Source organism: Geminicoccus sp. (assembly GCF_035556675.1).
In the GTDB taxonomy this organism is placed as follows: domain Bacteria; phylum Pseudomonadota; class Alphaproteobacteria; order Geminicoccales; family Geminicoccaceae; genus Geminicoccus.
This window is the reverse complement of sequence record NZ_DATMFZ010000227.1, coordinates 1-15461: the sequence shown is the minus strand read 5'-3', so window position 1 is coordinate 15461 and position 15461 is coordinate 1. Positions and strand designations below refer to the sequence as shown.

The window sequence follows — 15461 nt, the reverse complement described above, 5'->3', positions numbered from 1 at the left end:
AGGTAGCCGCGGTCGAACTGCATGCCCTCGACGACGTCGAGCTCGGTGTCGAGGCTCTTGGCCTCCTCGACCGTGATCACGCCCTCGTTGCCGACCTTCTGCATGGCCTCGGCCAGCATCTTGCCGATCTCGGTGTCACCGTTGGCCGAGATGGTGCCGACCTGAGCGATCTCCTCGCTGGTGGTCACCTTGCGGGCACGGGTCTTGAGGTCGGACACGACCGCGTCGACCGCCAGGTCGATGCCGCGCTTCAGGTCCATCGGGTTCATGCCGGCGGCCACCGACTTGGCACCCTCGCGGACGATGGCGGCAGCCAGGACCGTGGCGGTCGTGGTGCCGTCGCCGGCCAGGTCGTTGGTCTTCGAGGCCACTTCGCGCACCATCTGCGCGCCCATGTTCTCGAACTTGTCGGCGAGCTCGACCTCCTTCGCGACCGTCACACCGTCCTTGGTGATGCGCGGCGCGCCGAAGCTCTTCTCGATGACCACGTTGCGGCCCTTGGGACCGAGCGTGACCTTCACGGCGTTGGCGAGGATCTCGACGCCGCGCAGCATCTTGTTGCGCGCGTCAGTCGAGAACTTGACGTCTTTGGCTGCCATGTTTGTCTTACCAGTAATAGGTGAATGAGATCAGGAAGAAGCGGCTCAGGCGGCCTGCTTCAGCGAGCCGGCATCGTCGAGAATGCCCAGGATGTCGCTTTCCTTCATGATCAGCAGATCGTCGCCGTCGATCTTGACCTCGGTGCCCGACCACTTGCCGAACAGCACCTTGTCGCCGACCTTGACGTCGAGGGCGTTCACCTTGCCGCTCTCGTCACGAGCGCCCGGGCCGACCGCCACGATCTCGCCCTGCTGGGGCTTCTCCTTGGCGGTGTCCGGGATGATGATCCCGCCCTTGCTCTTCTCTTCACCCTCAAGACGACGAACGACCACCCGGTCGTGCAGCGGACGAAAGCCCATGCCATCCATCTCCATGCTGGAGGAATATTTTTGTCAGCACTCTCGCTAGGTGAGTGCCAACATCGCTGCGTCACTTAGAGAAACGCTGTCCCGCTTTCAAGAGGCTTGGCCCAGTTTGGCAGCACTTTCATGCGCCTGCTGCTAACCATATGAAAAACCTAGAGAAAACTTAGGATCGCTTGACGACGATCAAAGGTTTGGCACACTTCGACCGACCCCTCCGCGGCGGTCGCGGAGGGCAAGCGGGACGGACCGATCATGGCCGGGCAAGCACCCACGCCCCTCGAGCTCCAGCTCAGGGGCTACCGTATCGCCACCGCCGAGATACTCTACCGGATGCCGGATCATCCTAGCCTGATCCAGACTTTCATCTGGCAGCACTACGACATCGCACCCCGCTATCCGGAACTGACGAAGTTTCTCGCCTTCTGGGAAAAGAACATCGAGGGTCCTCTGGTCGAGGTCAGGGTCGGCCGCAGTGAACTGATCCGGCCGCAGGCCTGGCGCCAGGGCCCGGAGTTCCATCTCCACTGATCCAGAGGCTGGGCACTACTCCGAAGGTCTGCGCGGACCACATGTGAGGAGGCTGGCCAGCGTTTCAACGGCGCCCTATAGAATTCTTCGGAGCTTCACCGGGCTTTAATCCTTCGCCGGCTATTGTCGCGGCATCTGGTCACGGAGCGAAGGGTTCAGGATGCCGGTTGAACTGGTCGGGTGGCTCGGCAGCATTGCTGGGCCGACCCGATAAGGCTCCCGATGCAAGGCCCGATGACGACGTCCTCGACCAGATCCCGCGTTCTGCCCGGATCGTCTGCCATGCGCAGCCTGTCAGCCGGCGCGGAGCGGTTCACGCGCTACCTGTTGGCCGCACTGCTGCTGACCGCGGGCCTGCCGGTGCTCGGCGCGCTGGTGCCGAATGGATCCGCCGAACTCGACCTTCTGGCCCAGTTCCTCGTCCAGGGCCTGGCACTGGCAGCCCTCGTCCTGCTCATGAGCATCCTCACCCGGCGCCGGCGCGGGGTGCTCGCGGCACTGGCGCTGCTACTGGCCGGCGGGCTCGTGCTGGCACCGCATCTGGGCCTGGGCCGCCTGGTGCTCGATGCCCGCGCCCAACGCACCGGCGTGGAGCGTCCGGTGCCGCCGATCCACCTCTATTTCCACAATATCTGGGCGAACAATGGCGACTTGGCCACCACCTTCGCCCAGGCCCAGGCTAGCGATGCCGATCTCTACCTGTTCGCCGAGAGCGGCCTTGCCCGCTGGCGCCGCCTCGTGCCTTTGTTCGACGGTCACCCTTACCACATCTCGTGCGCCGGGCGGGACGAGTGCGACCTGACCCTCCTGTCGCGCCTGCCCATCGAGGATCCGGTGACGTTCCACGACCGGCGGAGCGGGGCGCGCGGCATCGCGGCTACGGTCGATGCCGGCACGGCCGGTCGGCTGCGGGTGGTCGGCATCCATCTGGCCCGGCCGATCCGGCCCGAGAGCCTGGAGGTGCAATTGCGCCAGGTCGAGGCGCTGCTCCGCTCCGACCTGTTCCGCGCGGACCTGCCGACCGTGCTGCTCGGCGACTTCAACGCGGTACCCTGGGCCACTGTGGTCGGCAGGTTCATGAACGGCCTCCAGCTGCGCCCGGCCGGCGGCATCGAGGGCAGCTGGCCGGCCTTCCTGCCCGGGCCGCTGCGGATCCGGATCGACCAGGCCCTGGTCTCGCCGGAGATCGCGGTGCGGTCACAGCGGCTGGAGCCGGGCGGCGGCTCCGACCATCGCGCCCTGTCGCTGCAGGTGGGTGCACCCGGCTGAGCCCGGTGGCCCGGGAGAAGCGGGACCGAATCCCAAGATCTACGGAAAAAGTGTATCAAGCGTACTGGCGTGTTCCTCCGGCCCTTTGCACTGCCGATGCTTCCTGGTAGCTGGCTGACCCTTGGGAAACGCGCAGCCTGTCATCCCTGCCGTAGCAGGAGGCATGCGTGTCCTCGAAGAGGTGGCGGACAGCGCGGCCGGATCGGGCCTGACGCATCCGCCTGAACAAGCCTGCGATCGGAAGTTTGGTCGATGTCGAACAGTCCCAGCGGACCTCAGGACGTGGTGCCGCCCGGCAAGGTCGTGAACGGCACCAACGGCAACGACCTCCTGCAGGGCGGCCGCGGCAACGATTACCTGCGCGGTTTCGCCGGTGACGACCGGATGCTCGGCGGCGACGGTGACGACCGGATGCTCGGCGACGACGGCAACGACAACATGATCGGCGGTGCCGGGGACGACGTGATCCTGGGCGGTGCCGGCGATGACCGGATCGCCGGGTCGGCCGGCAACGACATCCTGGATGGCGGACCAGGCCTGGATTTCCTGGACTATGAACGGGAGAACGGCCGGGTCCAGGTCAACGCCGCGACCGGCGTCGCCGTCGATGGTACCGGTGGCATCGACACGATCAGCAATTTCGAGGTGATCGTCGGCTCGCGCTTTGACGACACGATCGTCGGCTCGGCCCGCGACGAGGTGATCGTGATCCGGCGCGGTGGCAACGACACGGCCGACGGCGGCGGCGGCTATGATACCCTCAACCTGTTCGTGCCGGACGCCACCGTGGTCGACCTCTCCGCCGGCACCTGGAGCTATGGCAGCACGGCCGGCACGGCGCGCAATTTCGAGCATCTGATCACCGGCAGCGGCGCCGACGACATCCAGGGCTCGTCGGTCGATGAGTTCATCAACAGCAATGGCGGCGACGACTTCGTCCAGGCCGGTGCCGGCAACGACCGGGTCGACGGTGCGGCGGGCGACGACATGATCTTCGGCGAGGCCGGCAACGACACGCTGGTGGGCGGGCCGGGTGCCGACACGCTTTATGGCGACGAAGGCGACGACACCCTGATCGGCCAGCTGGGCGAGGACTGGCTCTATGGCGGGGCCGGTGCGGACCGCCTGTTCGGCGGCGAGGGCGCGGACAGCCTGTTCGGCGACGACGGCAATGATCGCTTGGTCGGCGAGGCCGGCAATGATTCGCTCTATGGCGGCGACGGTGACGACGTGCTCACTGGCGGGGCCGGGAACGACGAGTTCATCCGCTACGAGAATGGCGGTCGCGACATCATCACCGACTTCGGCACCGGTGACGACCGGCTGTTCGTGCTGGGCGAGGGCGTGACCACCTTCGCCCAGTTCCAGTCCAAGGCCGCTCAGAGCGGCAACGACGTGCTGGTCACCTTCTCGCCCGGCCAGACCATCCTGCTCCAGGGCATCGTGTTGGCCGACCTGACCGCCAGCAACGTGGTGGTGGGCTGAGCCAAGCCTCCCGGAGACGAAGGCCGACAACGCGGCGAGCTTGCCAGCGGGCTTCGGCCGCCACGTGCCCCTGGCCGCGCCGCACGTCATCGGGCAGCGCGACAGCCCGCTTGGATGCCCGCTGTCGATGCCGCTGCACAGGGGTCCGCCCAGGTCAGGGACCGGCCATCCGGGGCCGGCGGGCGGATCGGTGCCTCCACCTGCGCCGCACCTGCGCCGCCGTCGGGTCCGGTCGGCACAGGGTGACCGGCCGCAGGCGGCGCTCGCCATCGCTCCCCCCCCACGAGAACGGCAGAACCGCGCCTAGGCACTTGAACCCGCTGGCATCCGCGGCCATTCACCAGGGGCCACGCCAAGCCCAGGGAGTCAGCGCCATGGCCACCGTCCGTCCACGCCGTTCGGTGCTCTACATGCCCGGCAGCAACGCCCGGGCGCTGGAAAAGGCCAAGACGCTCGCCGCCGACGCGCTGATCCTGGACCTCGAGGACAGCGTGGCCCCGGACGCCAAGGAGGCCGCGCGGGCACTGGTTGCTCAGACGGTCGCGGTCGGCGGCTACGGTCATCGCGAGCTGATCGTGCGGGTCAACGGTCTGGACACGCCCTGGGGCCATGCCGACCTGGTGGATGCCGCCACCATGGGGGTGGACGGCGTCCTCCTGCCCAAGGTGTCGGACGTCGAGTTGGTGCGCCGTGCCGTCGAGATCCTGGACGGTGCCGGCGGGACGCCCGACCTGCCGGTCTGGTGCATGATGGAAACCGCGCGCGGCATGTTCCAGGTCGACCGGATCGCCGATCATCCACGGGTCACCTGCCTGGTCATGGGCACGTCCGACCTGGCCAAGGAGCTCCACGCCGCCCACACCCCGCTCCGGCTGCCGATGATCACCTCGCTGGGCCTGTGCATGCTGGCGGCGCGGGCGGCCGGCATCTCGATCGTGGACGGGGTCAGCCTCGACCTGCAGGACGAGGAGGGCTTCCGCCAAGCCTGCCGGCAGGGGGCGGAGCTGGGCTTCGACGGCAAGACCCTGATCCATCCCAAGCAGCTCGATGCCGCCAACGAGGCCTTCGCCCCCTCGCCCGAGGCGGTCGAGCGGGCCCATCGCATGATCTCGGCCTTCGAGGAGGCCCGCGCCGCAGGCAAGGGCGTGGTGGTGGTCGACGGCAAGCTGGTCGAGAACCTCCATGTCGCCGAGGCCAAGCGCATGGTGACACTGGCCGACGCGATCGCCGCGCAGGGCTGAGCCTCAGCCGGGCGCTACCGCCTCGCAGATCGCGCGCACGTGCCGGTGGTCGGTGCCGCAGCAGCCGCCGACCACGCACAGTTGCCGCAGCGTCTGCCGCAGCGCCCGGTAGTCCGCCGCCAGCGCCGCCGAATCGCCGCTGTCGAGTTCGGTCGCCTCGTCCAGTTCGGCATGGCTGAGCGCCGAGGCATTGGCGCGGATGCCACGGATCCGGTCGAGCCAGCCGCCGCCGTCCGCCAGCACATGGGCGAAGTGGCTGGGGTGGGCGCAGTTGATCATGTAGTAGGCGGGATAGCCGCCGGTGGCGTCGTCCACTGCGGCCAGCGCGTCCGCCAATGAGTGGCCCGAGGGCAGGCGGCCATCTGTTTCGACGGTGAACGATATCACGGCCGGCATGGCGGCGGCCTTGGCGGCCTGGGCGATGCCGATCGCTTCCTCCGGATAGTTCAGGGTCACGGCGCTGACGAAGTCGGCACCTGCGTCGGCGAAGCTGCCGATCTGCGCGGCGTGGTAGTCCTTCGCCTCCGTGGCGCTCATGCGGAAGTCCGCGCGGTAGCCGTCGCCGCGCGGACCCATGGCGCCGCTGATCACCAGCGGTCCGGTCGTATGCGCAAACTCGTCGCGCAGCTCTTCGGCGAACGCCACTGCCTGGCGATTGAGCCCGTCCAGTGCCGCCGCATCGAAGCCGAGCTTGCTCGCCCAGTCCTGGCTGGCCCGCCAGGTGGGCGTATCGATCACGAACCCCAGGCCGCGCTCTTTCGCGAGTTCCAGGTAGGGCAGGTAGTAGCGGCGCAGCTGTTCCCGCCCCTTCTCATCCACCAGCAGCGGAAAGGCGGCGAACAGCGGCAGATCCACGCCCTCCAGGAAGACCAGCGTGGTCTCCAGGCCGCCATCGGTCAGGAACAGGTCGCCCCGCATCTGCGGCAGGTCATGGCGATAACGTGGCTTCATGGCGTTCCTCGTCCGGTCTGGTACGCGCATGACCTAGCGTTCTACGCCAAGCGCGCTGTGTTGAACATCACTACCCGCCGCCGGGTGGTCAGGTGGCCTGCTGGAGGTCGCCATGGGCGCGGGTGAGCGCGTCCAGGAAGTTCTGGATCTGCGCCTTGTCGATGTCGCGGACGATGAACACGAGCCTTGTGTCGCGATCCTCGGATGGCCACCGATCCAGCGTGACCGGCGGGTGCATCACATGCTGGACCGCGTGGAGGACGAGCGGCCGCTCCGGCTCCTCGGCGATGTGCACGATGCCCTTGACCCGGAGCAGGTCGGCGCCGCGCTGGGCGGTCAGGAGGTCCAGGAACAGGGAGAAGGCCTGGGCCGGGATCGGCTCCGACTTGCGGATGGCGAAGGCGCGGATGTGCTCGTCATGGCGGTTCACGTCATGGGCGTGCTGCCCATGATCGTGATGACCGTCATGGTGATGATGGTCGTGCGCGTGGTCATGGGAAGGTGCGTGATAGGCCTCTTCCGCCAGCCAGCGCTGGACGTCGATCGATTTCGTCGCTGGGTCGTAGAGCCCGCCGCAGAGGAGCTGGTCGGGCGCGATCTCGCCATGGACGACCTTGAGGATCGGGGCCGCCGGGTTCAGCCGGCGCAGCCGGTCCTCCAGGGCCAGGACATGGTCGGGTGGCGCCAGATCGGTCTTGGTCAGCACCAGCCGGTCGGCGACCGCCGCCTGCTTGACCGCCTCCGGCTGCCGGTCGAGCGTATCGGCGCCGTTCACGCCATCCACCAGGGTGACCACCGCCTCCAGCCGGAAGAAATGGTCGATCGCGGCGTCCTGCATCAGGGTCTGCAGGATCGGCGCAGGATCGGCCAGGCCGGTGGTCTCGATCACGACCCGGTGGAAGGGCCGGATCTTGCCCTCGCGCATCCGGCCATAGAGGCCGTGCATGGTGCGGGCGAGGTCGCCGCGGATCGTGCAGCACAGGCAGCCCGACGCCAGCTCGACCGTGCCCTCGGTCTCGTCGCCCGCCTCCACCAGGTCGTGGTCCAGGCCGATCTCGCCGAACTCGTTGATGATCACCGCCGTGCCGGCCATGGCCGGGTCCTTCAGGAGCCGCGCCAGCAGCGTGGTCTTGCCCGAGCCGAGAAAGCCCGTCAGCAGCACGACCGGCAGCTTCTGCTCCGGTCCGGGAATGGTCACCTGCATGGCTGCTCCGTTGACGCCAGGACGCCCGGCTGGCGGCACCGCCGGCGTGACGATGATGCGATGATGCCGACCTGGGCCGGCACCCCGGCGGGATCGGCCGGGCTGCTCCAGCATGTGCTCGCCCACCGCCTGGGCCGCAAGGCGGTGGTGCGCGCCGGCGACATGAACGAGATGCGGATTCGTCCCGTTCATCATCGGCAGGACCGGGCATCGCCATCTGCGCCGGCCTCCCTGGAATAGCCCATGCCCAGGCTGCAGCCCTGTCATGATCAGGAGACAATTCGCCCGCGTTGCGACCGCTGCCGGGTGGCCGGGGGCCGCGCGAAGATTGACAGAGGCTTGCACGCACCTAGGTTGCGCGCCATCCACCCGTTGACCATTTCTGCTGCGACCATGGCATCGCGCACGCCGGAGGATGCGATCGTGCAGGCAAAACGGCCCCTCTCGCCGCATCTTCAGATCTATCGCTGGCCCCTCAGCATGATGATGTCGATCATGCACCGGGCGACCGGCATCGCCCTGTCCGTCGGGCTATTGCTGATGGTCTGGTGGCTGGTGGCGCTCGCCTCCGGCCCCGATGCGTTCGACCGGATCCATTCCCTGGCCGGCAGCTGGTTCGGCCTCCTGGTCCTGTTCGGGCTGACGATCGTGTGGGCCTTCCACCTCATGAGCGGCATCCGCCACATGGTCTGGGACACCGGCCGTGGCCTGAACATCCACCAGCTTCGTCCCGGCGCCATGCTGGTGTTGGGTGGCGCCGCTGCCCTGACGATCCTGGTCTGGATCGCCGTCCTGATTGCGCGCTGAGGAGCCAGAACATGGCGACGTCGTTCCGCACCCCGCTGGCCCGCGCGCGTGGCCTGGGCTCGGCCAAGGAGGGGGTGCATCACTGGAAGCTGCAGCGGATCACCGCGATCTCGGAGCTCATCCTGGAGCTGTGGCTGGTCTTCCAGCTGATCCGCATGGCAGGTTCGGGCTATAGCGAATGGCTGAGCTGGTTCGGCTCGCCGCTCAACGCCAGCCTCCTGGCCTTGTGGATCATCTCGGTCTTCTACCACACCAAGCTGGGCTTGCAGGTCGTGATCGAGGATTATGTCCACCGGCCGGCCACCAAGATCGCCGCCCATGTGGCACTGAACCTCGTGGCCGTGGCGCTGGCCGTCACAGCACTGGTCTCCATCATCACCATCTCCTTGCGAGTCTGAGGTCATGAGCACGGCCTATCCGATCACCGAGCACAGCTACGACGCCCTGGTGGTGGGCGCCGGAGGTGCCGGCCTGCGCGCGGCGGTCGGCATGGTCGAGGCGGGGCTGAAGGTCGCCTGCGTCACCAAGGTCTACCCGACCCGCTCGCATACCGTGGCGGCCCAGGGCGGCATCAACGCCGCATTGGGCAACATGAACGAGGACGACTGGCGCTTCCACATGTACGACACCGTGAAGGGGTCGGACTGGCTGGGTGACCAGGACGCCATCGAGTACATGACCAGGAATGCCCCGGCCTCGGTGATCGAGCTGGAGCATTACGGTGTGCCGTTCTCGCGCACCAAGGAAGGCAAGATCTATCAGCGCGCCTTTGGCGGCCAGTCGGTGGGCTTCGGGAAGTCCCAGGCCTATCGCACCTGCGCCGCCGCGGACCGTACCGGCCATGTCATCCTGCACACGCTCTACCAGCAGGCACTCAAGAACAAGGTTCAGTTCTTCAGCGAGTTTTTCGCGCTGGACCTGCTGATGGACGACGAAGGTGCCTGCCGCGGCATCATCGCGATGGATATCGCGGACGGCTCGATCCACCGGTTCCGCAGCCAGCTGACCTGCCTCGCCACCGGCGGCTATGGCCGGGTCTACTTCTCGGCGACCTCCGCCCATACCTGCACCGGGGATGGCAACGCCATGGTGCTGAGGGCCGGTCTTCCGCTCCAGGACATGGAATTCGTCCAATTCCATCCTTCGGGCATCTATGGCGCCGGCTGCCTGATCACCGAGGGTGCACGCGGCGAGGGTGGCTACCTCACCAACAGCGAGGGCGAGCGCTTCATGGAGCGCTATGCTCCCTCGGCCAAGGACCTCGCGTCGCGCGACGTGGTCAGCCGGGCCATGACCATCGAGATCAACGAAGGTCGCGGCGTGGGCGAGCACAAGGACCACATCCACCTGCATCTCGAGCATCTGGACCCGAAGATCCTGCACGAGCGCCTGCCCGGCATCTCCGAGACCGCCAAGGTCTTCGCCGGCGTCGACGTGACCAAGCAGCCGATCCCGGTGGTCCCGACCTGCCACTACAACATGGGCGGGATCCCGACCAACTGGCGGACCGAGGTGGTCACCCGCAAGGGTGACGATCCCGATGTGCCGGTGCCGGGCCTGATGGCGGTGGGTGAAGCGGCCTGCACCTCGGTGCACGGTGCCAACCGGCTGGGCGGCAACTCGCTGATCGACCTCGTGGTGTTCGGCCGGGCTGCAGCACACCGGGCAGCCGAGCTGGTCACGCCAGGCGCCAGCCACCGGCCGCTTCCCAAGGACAATGCCGACCCGGCGCTGGACCGGCTCGACCGCGTGCGCAATGCCGCGGGCTCGGCGCGCGTGGGCGACGTCCGCCTGGCGATGCAGCGGACCATGCAGCGTCACGCCGCGGTGTTCCGTGAGGGTCCGATCCTGGACGAGGGCTGCGTGAAGATCGTCGAGGTCGCGACACAGCTGGCCGACCTGCGCGTCGACGACCGGTCCAAGGTCTGGAACAGCGACGTGGTTGAGGCGCTGGAGCTGCAGAACCTGATGATGCAGGCGGTCGCCACCATGGAATCGGCGCGCTTCCGCACGGAAAGCCGCGGTGCCCACGCGCGCGAGGACTATCCGGAACGCGACGACGAGAACTGGATGAAGCACACGATCATCTGGGTCGACGAGCGGCATCGCAGCACGATCTCGGACCGCCCCGTCCACCTCAACACGCTGAGCAACGAGGTGGAAACGGTGAAGCCGGCCAAGCGGGTTTATTGAAGCATGGCGGGAAGCGGCCCACATCCGGGTGGCACCCCGCCTTTTGTTCTCGTCGTCCAGGGCCCGCCGGCGGTGGCGGGCTCGTCTTAATGCGTCGCCGGCCGGCCGGGCCTCGTACCGACCGCTGGCGATCTGGGACTGGGATCTCACATGGCCGAATTCGCCCTTCCGAAGAACTCCCGCCCGACCGAGGGCAAGCGCTTCAAGGCGCCAGACGGTGCCACGAACATCAAGGAGTTCAGGGTCTACCGGTATGATCCGGAATGGGGCACCAATCCGCGCATCGACACCTACGAGATCGACCGCGACCAGTGCGGCCCGATGGTCCTGGACGCGCTGATCAAGATCAAGGGTGAGATCGACGGCACGCTGACCTTCCGCCGTTCCTGCCGCGAAGGCATCTGCGGCTCCTGCGCCATGAACATCGACGGCGGCAACACGCTCGCCTGCCTGAAGGCGATCGATGACTGCCAGGGTGCCGTGAAGATCTACCCGTTGCCGCACATGGAGGTGGTGAAGGACCTGGTGGTCGACTTCACCCATTTCTGGGCACAGTACGAGTCGATCCAGCCCTGGCTCAAGACCGAGAGCCCCGAGCCTGCCCGCGAGCGTGCCCAGTCGGTCGAGGAGCGCGAGAAGCTGGACGGTCTCTACGACTGCATCCTGTGCGCCTGCTGCACGACCTCCTGCCCGTCCTACTGGTGGAACGGCGACAAGTATCTGGGCCCGGCAGCGCTGCTGCAGTCCTATCGCTGGCTGGCCGACAGCCGCGACGAGGCCGCCGGCGAGCGCCTGGACGACCTGGAGGACCCGTTCAAGCTCTATCGCTGCCACACCATCATGAACTGCACCAACACCTGTCCCAAGGGGCTGAACCCGGCCAAGGCGATCTCCGAGATCAAGAAGCTCATGGTCGAGCGGACGTTGTGAGCTTCCTTCGACAAGCCACTTGTGGAGTCACCAGAATCCAATAAGATCGGACCATACGAAGAGGCATAAGCCCACACACGCAGGTCCGAGTTGAAAAGGGAGGTGTAAGCCTCCCTTTTGTTTTGGCACCACCTCTGGACGCAGCCGCCGCGCACGCCACGATTCTTGGAGGCTGCCGGACGATGGCGACGGGAGCCGGCGGCAAGGGGAGCGGACGAGGATGGCCAGCACGAACGAGGACGCGGTGGTCCTGGCGAGCATCCGCCATGACGGGCGGCTGCTGATCCTGCGCCACCTGCCCGACCGCGGAACGGTGGAGCTCGGCTGGTGGACCCGCGACGAGGTCGGCTCCCCGGTTCATGAAGATGCCATGGAGCTGGCTGCCGAGGCGATCGAGGTGGACGCCTTCCTCGCATTGTGCCGCCAAGCGCAGGCAGGGCTGTCCAACGCGCCCGCCGACGGCGCGGTGCTGGCGGGCTCCGGCCGGTTGGCCGATGGCGCCGAGCTGGTGGCGCGGCGGGTGGCCGGTGCGGTGCTGCTGGAACGCACCGCCGACGAGGTCAGCCGGATCGAACTGCCGGCCGATACGCTGGACCGGCTGGTCGAGCAGCTCCCGGCGGCACGCGAAAAGCTCGGCCTGCTGGGCTTCGGGCTGCCGCAGCAGGGCTAGCTCCGGCACCCTGGCGGGTCGCGCCGTTCCTTTCTACGCTGAAAACATGTCGCCCGCTGACGGCGGCAGGAGGGGCTCGGCGCTATGCGCCGGTAAAACGTTTTGCGGCAGAAGGAAGCGGTGGTCGTGACCTACGACTATGTGGTGATCGGTGGCGGCAGTGCTGGCTGCGTTGCGGCGTGGCGGCTGACCCAGGAGTTCGGCGCGAAGGTGCTCCTGCTGGAGGCGGGTGGGCCTGACGACAACTGGCTGCTCCGGATCCCTGCCGGCTTCGTGAAGCTGCTGTCCAACAAGAAATACGTCACCCACTACGAGACCGTCCCGCAGCCGCAGCTGGACAACCGGGTGCTGTCCATCCCGCAGGGCGCGGTGCTGGGTGGCGGCAGCAGCATCAATGCTCAGGCCTACATGCGCGGCCGCATCCGCGACTATGACGAATGGGGCGAGATGAGCGGCAGCCCGCTCTGGTCCTGGGCGAAGATCCTCCCGCATTTCCGGGCGCTCGAGGGCAACCTGCGCTTCAACAACGAGTTCCACGGCATCGACGGGCCGCTCAAGGTCGGCCAGGGCGGCTTCGTCTGCGAGATGACCAACATCTTCCTGCGCACCGCCCAGGGCCTGGGCCTGCCGTTCCGGCACGACTTCAACAATGGCGCGCCGGGCGGGGTCGGCTACCTGCAGATCACCGGCACGCCCGGGCGGCGCTGCAGCGCGGTGGATGCGTTCCTGCGCCCGGTGATGGACGCACCCAACCTCCATCTGCGCACCCGCGCCCTCGTCTCGCGGATCGTGGTGGAGAACGGCCGGGCGGTCGCGGTGGAGTACCGGCACGAGGGCCGCCAGGAGACGGCCAGGGTGGATGGCGAGGTCCTGCTGGCGGCCGGTGCCTTCGTCTCGCCCAAGCTCCTGATGCTGTCCGGCATCGGCCCGGCCGACCATCTGCGGGAGCATGGCATCGCGGTGCAGGCCGACCTGCCGGGGGTCGGCCAGAACCTCCAGGATCATCCGGGCTCGCCGGTGGTGGCCGCCACCAATGGAAACTACGGCCATTTCGGGCAGGATCGCGGCCTGAAGATGGCGCTGAACGGGGTGGAGTATCTCCTGTTCCGCCGCGGCCGGATCACCAGCACCGGCGTGGAATCCTGCTCCTTCCACGTGCCCGAGGACGGCCATGGCGACCCGGTCATGCAGGTCTACTGCGTGCCGACCACCAGCTATGCCGGTGACGTGCCGAACGTCGATGGGGTGACCCTGCACACCGTGCTGCTCCGCCCGCGTGCGGTGGGCTGGCTCAAGCTGCGCTCGGCCGACCCGGCGGACCAGGCCCTGGTCCACCCGAACTATCTGGGCCACCCCGACGACCTGCGCCATCACATCTTGGGCGTAAGGGCCGCCCGGGAGATCCTCGCGGCCCGGCCGATGCGCGACGTGGTCACGACCGAGCTCCTGCCGGGGCCGCAGGCGCAGAGCGACGAGGACATCGCCCGCCACCTGCGCCGCACCGCCCGCACCGACTTCCACCCGGTCGGCACCTGCCGGATGGGCAGGGAGGGTGCCGCCGATACGGTGGTCGGCCCAGACCTGCGCGTGCAAGGGGTGGATGGGCTGCGGGTGATCGACGCCTCGATCATGCCCAAGCTGGTCTCGGCCAATACCAACGCCCCGACCATGGCCATCGCGGACCGGGCGATCTCGATCATGCGGGGCGTGGAGCGCGCCTGAGGCTCGACGGCCGGGCGAGGTATGCCGGAAACCTCGCCCGCCCCGATTGATTCCGCGGCGGGTTCGGGCGATCTGATCGGGTGAGCCCCTCCGCTCAGGCCTGCCGGAGCACCGGATGTCCGACCAACGACTGCAGCAGATCGCCAACGCCAGCCTGTCCGGCTACCTGCGCTACAGCACGGGCGACCGGCGTGCGGACGAGGCGACCGGGCGCAGGCATGGTGCTGCCGGCGAGCCCAAGCCCAACGACCGCGAGTCCCTCTACTATGCGAGCCTGGTCGGCGAGGCGAAGGCGGCACTGGCGGCCTATGAGCGGGAACGGGCCGAGCTGGTCCAGGCCAAGGCGCGCGAGGCGGACCAGCTCGCTCGTGAGAGCGACGAGAACTACCAGAAGCGCAAGGCGGCGGTCCTGGAGGAGCGGGCCAGTGCGATCGCGGCATTGGACAAGACGATCGGCCCACGCAGCAGCCGGATGCAGGCGGCCGCCGAGCAGCAGGTCGAGGCGCGGGCCAGGTCCGCGCAGATCGAGGCCGATCTCGGCCGGCCGCTGCGCACCAGCATGGTGCCGGTCTATCCGTTCGTACTGCTGGTGATCGCGATCGCCGAGATCCCGATCAACCGGCTGGCCTTCGAGCTGTTCTTCCAGGAAGCGCCGATCGTTTCCCTGTTCCTGTCGTTTGCGGTGGGCCTGCTCCTGGCCTTCTTCGCCCACCAGGCGGGGCTGTGGCTGCGCCAGGCGACCAGCTACAAGACGCTGGGCGGCAAGCTCGGCCATCTGGCCGGTGTGGCGCTGATCCTCGCGATCGCCCTGCCGCTCATCTATTTCATCGCGGCGATGCGCCAGCACTACCTGGCCCTGATCGAAGCCGAGGCCGCCAACGACTTCGGATCCTTGCTGCGCCAGGGCCTGGAGGGCGGGCTCGGCAGTGCCCGGGAAGTGCTCTCGGTCGAACTGGGCGGCCCTGGCTGGACGCTCCTGATCCTCAACCTGGCCTTGCTGGTGGTAGGCGCCATCATCTCCTTCATCCGCCACGACCCGCATCCCGACTACGAGGCGGCGGTGACCCGGGCAGAGCGGGCGCAGCGCCGGCTGAACCGGCTGCGCAGCGCCTATGAGCGCCAGGAGGCCAAGCTGTCCCGGCAGTATGACGAGCGGATCTCGACGCTCGACCGCCAGCTCGTGCGGATCGAGAACGAGCTGGAGATGGCCCGGCGCACCCTCCAGCAGGCAGGGGCGCATCGCCCGCAGATGATCCGGGCGGTCGCCGGCACGCTGGTGCAGCGCTTCGGCGCCTACCGGCTGGGCAACCGGCTGGGCCGCACGGACGGCCAGAGCCCGGCCTGCCTGGATGATTTCAGCGAGTCTGCCCTCGTGCAGGCCTTGCACCGGAGCCTGGACGATGCGCCGATGGCTGGCGTCGATGATGCTGACAATGTGGTGGGCATGCGGCCTGCCGGGTGAGGCCCGCGCCGCCACCGACTATTGTGTCGGCAGC

General features: G+C 67.8%; 16 protein-coding genes. 12 read left to right on the top strand and 4 right to left on the bottom strand.

The genetic code is table 11. From position 1 onward, the window contains the following. Both VNS22_RS16275 and groES read right to left on the bottom strand, forming a co-directional pair. Positions 1–599, bottom strand: a 599-nt coding sequence (locus tag VNS22_RS16275) for a TCP-1/cpn60 chaperonin family protein (protein WP_325734228.1), incomplete at its 3' end; no start/stop codon positions are given. Positions 600–644: 45 nt separating this feature from the next. After that, positions 645–959, bottom strand: coding sequence for a co-chaperone GroES (gene groES, locus VNS22_RS16270; RefSeq protein ID WP_191060254.1), 315 nt, complete (start codon positions 957–959; stop codon positions 645–647). A 258-nt stretch (positions 960–1217) separates the two neighbouring features. Between groES and VNS22_RS16265 the strand changes: the two genes are divergently transcribed. From VNS22_RS16265 to VNS22_RS16250, 4 genes are all read left to right on the top strand, one after another. Continuing rightward, positions 1218–1493 (top strand): aspartate-semialdehyde dehydrogenase, encoded by a 276-nt coding sequence (locus tag VNS22_RS16265; protein ID WP_325734225.1) that lies wholly within the window; start codon positions 1218–1220, stop codon positions 1491–1493. Between the two features lie 282 nt (positions 1494–1775). After that, on the top strand, positions 1776–2762 hold the full coding sequence (locus VNS22_RS16260) for an endonuclease/exonuclease/phosphatase family protein (RefSeq protein ID WP_325734223.1): 987 nt from the start codon (positions 1776–1778) through the stop codon (positions 2760–2762). Positions 2763–3014: 252 nt separating this feature from the next. Next, the gene (locus VNS22_RS16255; protein ID WP_325734221.1) at positions 3015–4247 is read left to right on the top strand and encodes a calcium-binding protein; all 1233 of its coding nucleotides are present in this window, start codon (positions 3015–3017) and stop codon (positions 4245–4247) included. A 374-nt stretch (positions 4248–4621) separates the two neighbouring features. Then, positions 4622–5488: a CoA ester lyase gene (locus VNS22_RS16250; protein WP_325734219.1), complete on the top strand. Its 867-nt coding sequence runs from the start codon at positions 4622–4624 to the stop codon at positions 5486–5488. A 3-nt stretch (positions 5489–5491) separates the two neighbouring features. On the opposite strand, the gene VNS22_RS16245 is transcribed toward VNS22_RS16250, so the two are convergent. Together VNS22_RS16245 and VNS22_RS16240 are read right to left on the bottom strand one after the other, a co-directional pair. Beyond that, on the bottom strand, positions 5492–6439 hold the full coding sequence (locus VNS22_RS16245; protein ID WP_325734217.1) for a homocysteine S-methyltransferase family protein: 948 nt from the start codon (positions 6437–6439) through the stop codon (positions 5492–5494). Between the two features lie 88 nt (positions 6440–6527). Then, the gene (locus VNS22_RS16240) at positions 6528–7643 is read right to left on the bottom strand and encodes a GTP-binding protein (protein WP_325734215.1); all 1116 of its coding nucleotides are present in this window, start codon (positions 7641–7643) and stop codon (positions 6528–6530) included. A 60-nt stretch (positions 7644–7703) separates the two neighbouring features. Between VNS22_RS16240 and VNS22_RS16235 the strand changes: the two genes are divergently transcribed. From VNS22_RS16235 to VNS22_RS16200, 8 genes are all read left to right on the top strand, one after another. Further along, positions 7704–7883 carry a hypothetical protein gene (locus VNS22_RS16235; RefSeq protein WP_325734213.1) on the top strand — a complete coding sequence of 60 codons (180 nt, stop codon included), beginning with the start codon at positions 7704–7706 and terminating at the stop codon, positions 7881–7883. Positions 7884–7886: 3 nt separating this feature from the next. Continuing rightward, positions 7887–8450 carry a succinate dehydrogenase, cytochrome b556 subunit gene (sdhC, locus tag VNS22_RS16230; protein WP_325734211.1) on the top strand — a complete coding sequence of 188 codons (564 nt, stop codon included), beginning with the start codon at positions 7887–7889 and terminating at the stop codon, positions 8448–8450. Positions 8451–8461: 11 nt separating this feature from the next. After that, on the top strand, positions 8462–8848 hold the full coding sequence (gene sdhD / locus VNS22_RS16225; RefSeq protein WP_325734209.1) for a succinate dehydrogenase, hydrophobic membrane anchor protein: 387 nt from the start codon (positions 8462–8464) through the stop codon (positions 8846–8848). Positions 8849–8852: 4 nt separating this feature from the next. Beyond that, on the top strand, positions 8853–10643 hold the full coding sequence (gene sdhA, locus VNS22_RS16220; protein WP_325734207.1) for a succinate dehydrogenase flavoprotein subunit: 1791 nt from the start codon (positions 8853–8855) through the stop codon (positions 10641–10643). A 150-nt stretch (positions 10644–10793) separates the two neighbouring features. Next, entirely contained in the window at positions 10794–11573 is a 780-nt protein-coding gene (locus VNS22_RS16215) for a succinate dehydrogenase iron-sulfur subunit (protein ID WP_325734205.1), read from the top strand. A gap of 220 nt (positions 11574–11793) precedes the next feature. Then, positions 11794–12243: a hypothetical protein gene (locus VNS22_RS16210; RefSeq protein ID WP_325734203.1), complete on the top strand. Its 450-nt coding sequence runs from the start codon at positions 11794–11796 to the stop codon at positions 12241–12243. A 126-nt stretch (positions 12244–12369) separates the two neighbouring features. Next, positions 12370–13965 carry a GMC family oxidoreductase gene (locus VNS22_RS16205; RefSeq protein ID WP_325734201.1) on the top strand — a complete coding sequence of 532 codons (1596 nt, stop codon included), beginning with the start codon at positions 12370–12372 and terminating at the stop codon, positions 13963–13965. 115 nt (positions 13966–14080) lie between these two features. Then, positions 14081–15427 (top strand): hypothetical protein, encoded by a 1347-nt coding sequence (locus tag VNS22_RS16200; RefSeq protein ID WP_325734199.1) that lies wholly within the window; start codon positions 14081–14083, stop codon positions 15425–15427. The last annotated feature ends 34 nt before the right edge of the window (positions 15428–15461 follow it).

Coding starts and splice junctions, on each gene's coding strand:
- groES (WP_191060254.1), bottom strand. CDS start 959: ATGGGCTTTCGTCCGCTGCACGACCGGGTGGTCGTTCGTCGTCTTGAG.
- VNS22_RS16265 (WP_325734225.1), top strand. CDS start 1,218: ATGGCCGGGCAAGCACCCACGCCCCTCGAGCTCCAGCTCAGGGGCTAC.
- VNS22_RS16260 (WP_325734223.1), top strand. CDS start 1,776: ATGCGCAGCCTGTCAGCCGGCGCGGAGCGGTTCACGCGCTACCTGTTG.
- VNS22_RS16255 (WP_325734221.1), top strand. CDS start 3,015: ATGTCGAACAGTCCCAGCGGACCTCAGGACGTGGTGCCGCCCGGCAAG.
- VNS22_RS16250 (WP_325734219.1), top strand. CDS start 4,622: ATGGCCACCGTCCGTCCACGCCGTTCGGTGCTCTACATGCCCGGCAGC.
- VNS22_RS16245 (WP_325734217.1), bottom strand. CDS start 6,439: ATGAAGCCACGTTATCGCCATGACCTGCCGCAGATGCGGGGCGACCTG.
- VNS22_RS16240 (WP_325734215.1), bottom strand. CDS start 7,643: ATGCAGGTGACCATTCCCGGACCGGAGCAGAAGCTGCCGGTCGTGCTG.
- VNS22_RS16235 (WP_325734213.1), top strand. CDS start 7,704: ATGATGCCGACCTGGGCCGGCACCCCGGCGGGATCGGCCGGGCTGCTC.
- sdhC (WP_325734211.1), top strand. CDS start 7,887: ATGCCCAGGCTGCAGCCCTGTCATGATCAGGAGACAATTCGCCCGCGT.
- sdhD (WP_325734209.1), top strand. CDS start 8,462: ATGGCGACGTCGTTCCGCACCCCGCTGGCCCGCGCGCGTGGCCTGGGC.
- sdhA (WP_325734207.1), top strand. CDS start 8,853: ATGAGCACGGCCTATCCGATCACCGAGCACAGCTACGACGCCCTGGTG.
- VNS22_RS16215 (WP_325734205.1), top strand. CDS start 10,794: ATGGCCGAATTCGCCCTTCCGAAGAACTCCCGCCCGACCGAGGGCAAG.
- VNS22_RS16210 (WP_325734203.1), top strand. CDS start 11,794: ATGGCCAGCACGAACGAGGACGCGGTGGTCCTGGCGAGCATCCGCCAT.
- VNS22_RS16200 (WP_325734199.1), top strand. CDS start 14,081: ATGTCCGACCAACGACTGCAGCAGATCGCCAACGCCAGCCTGTCCGGC.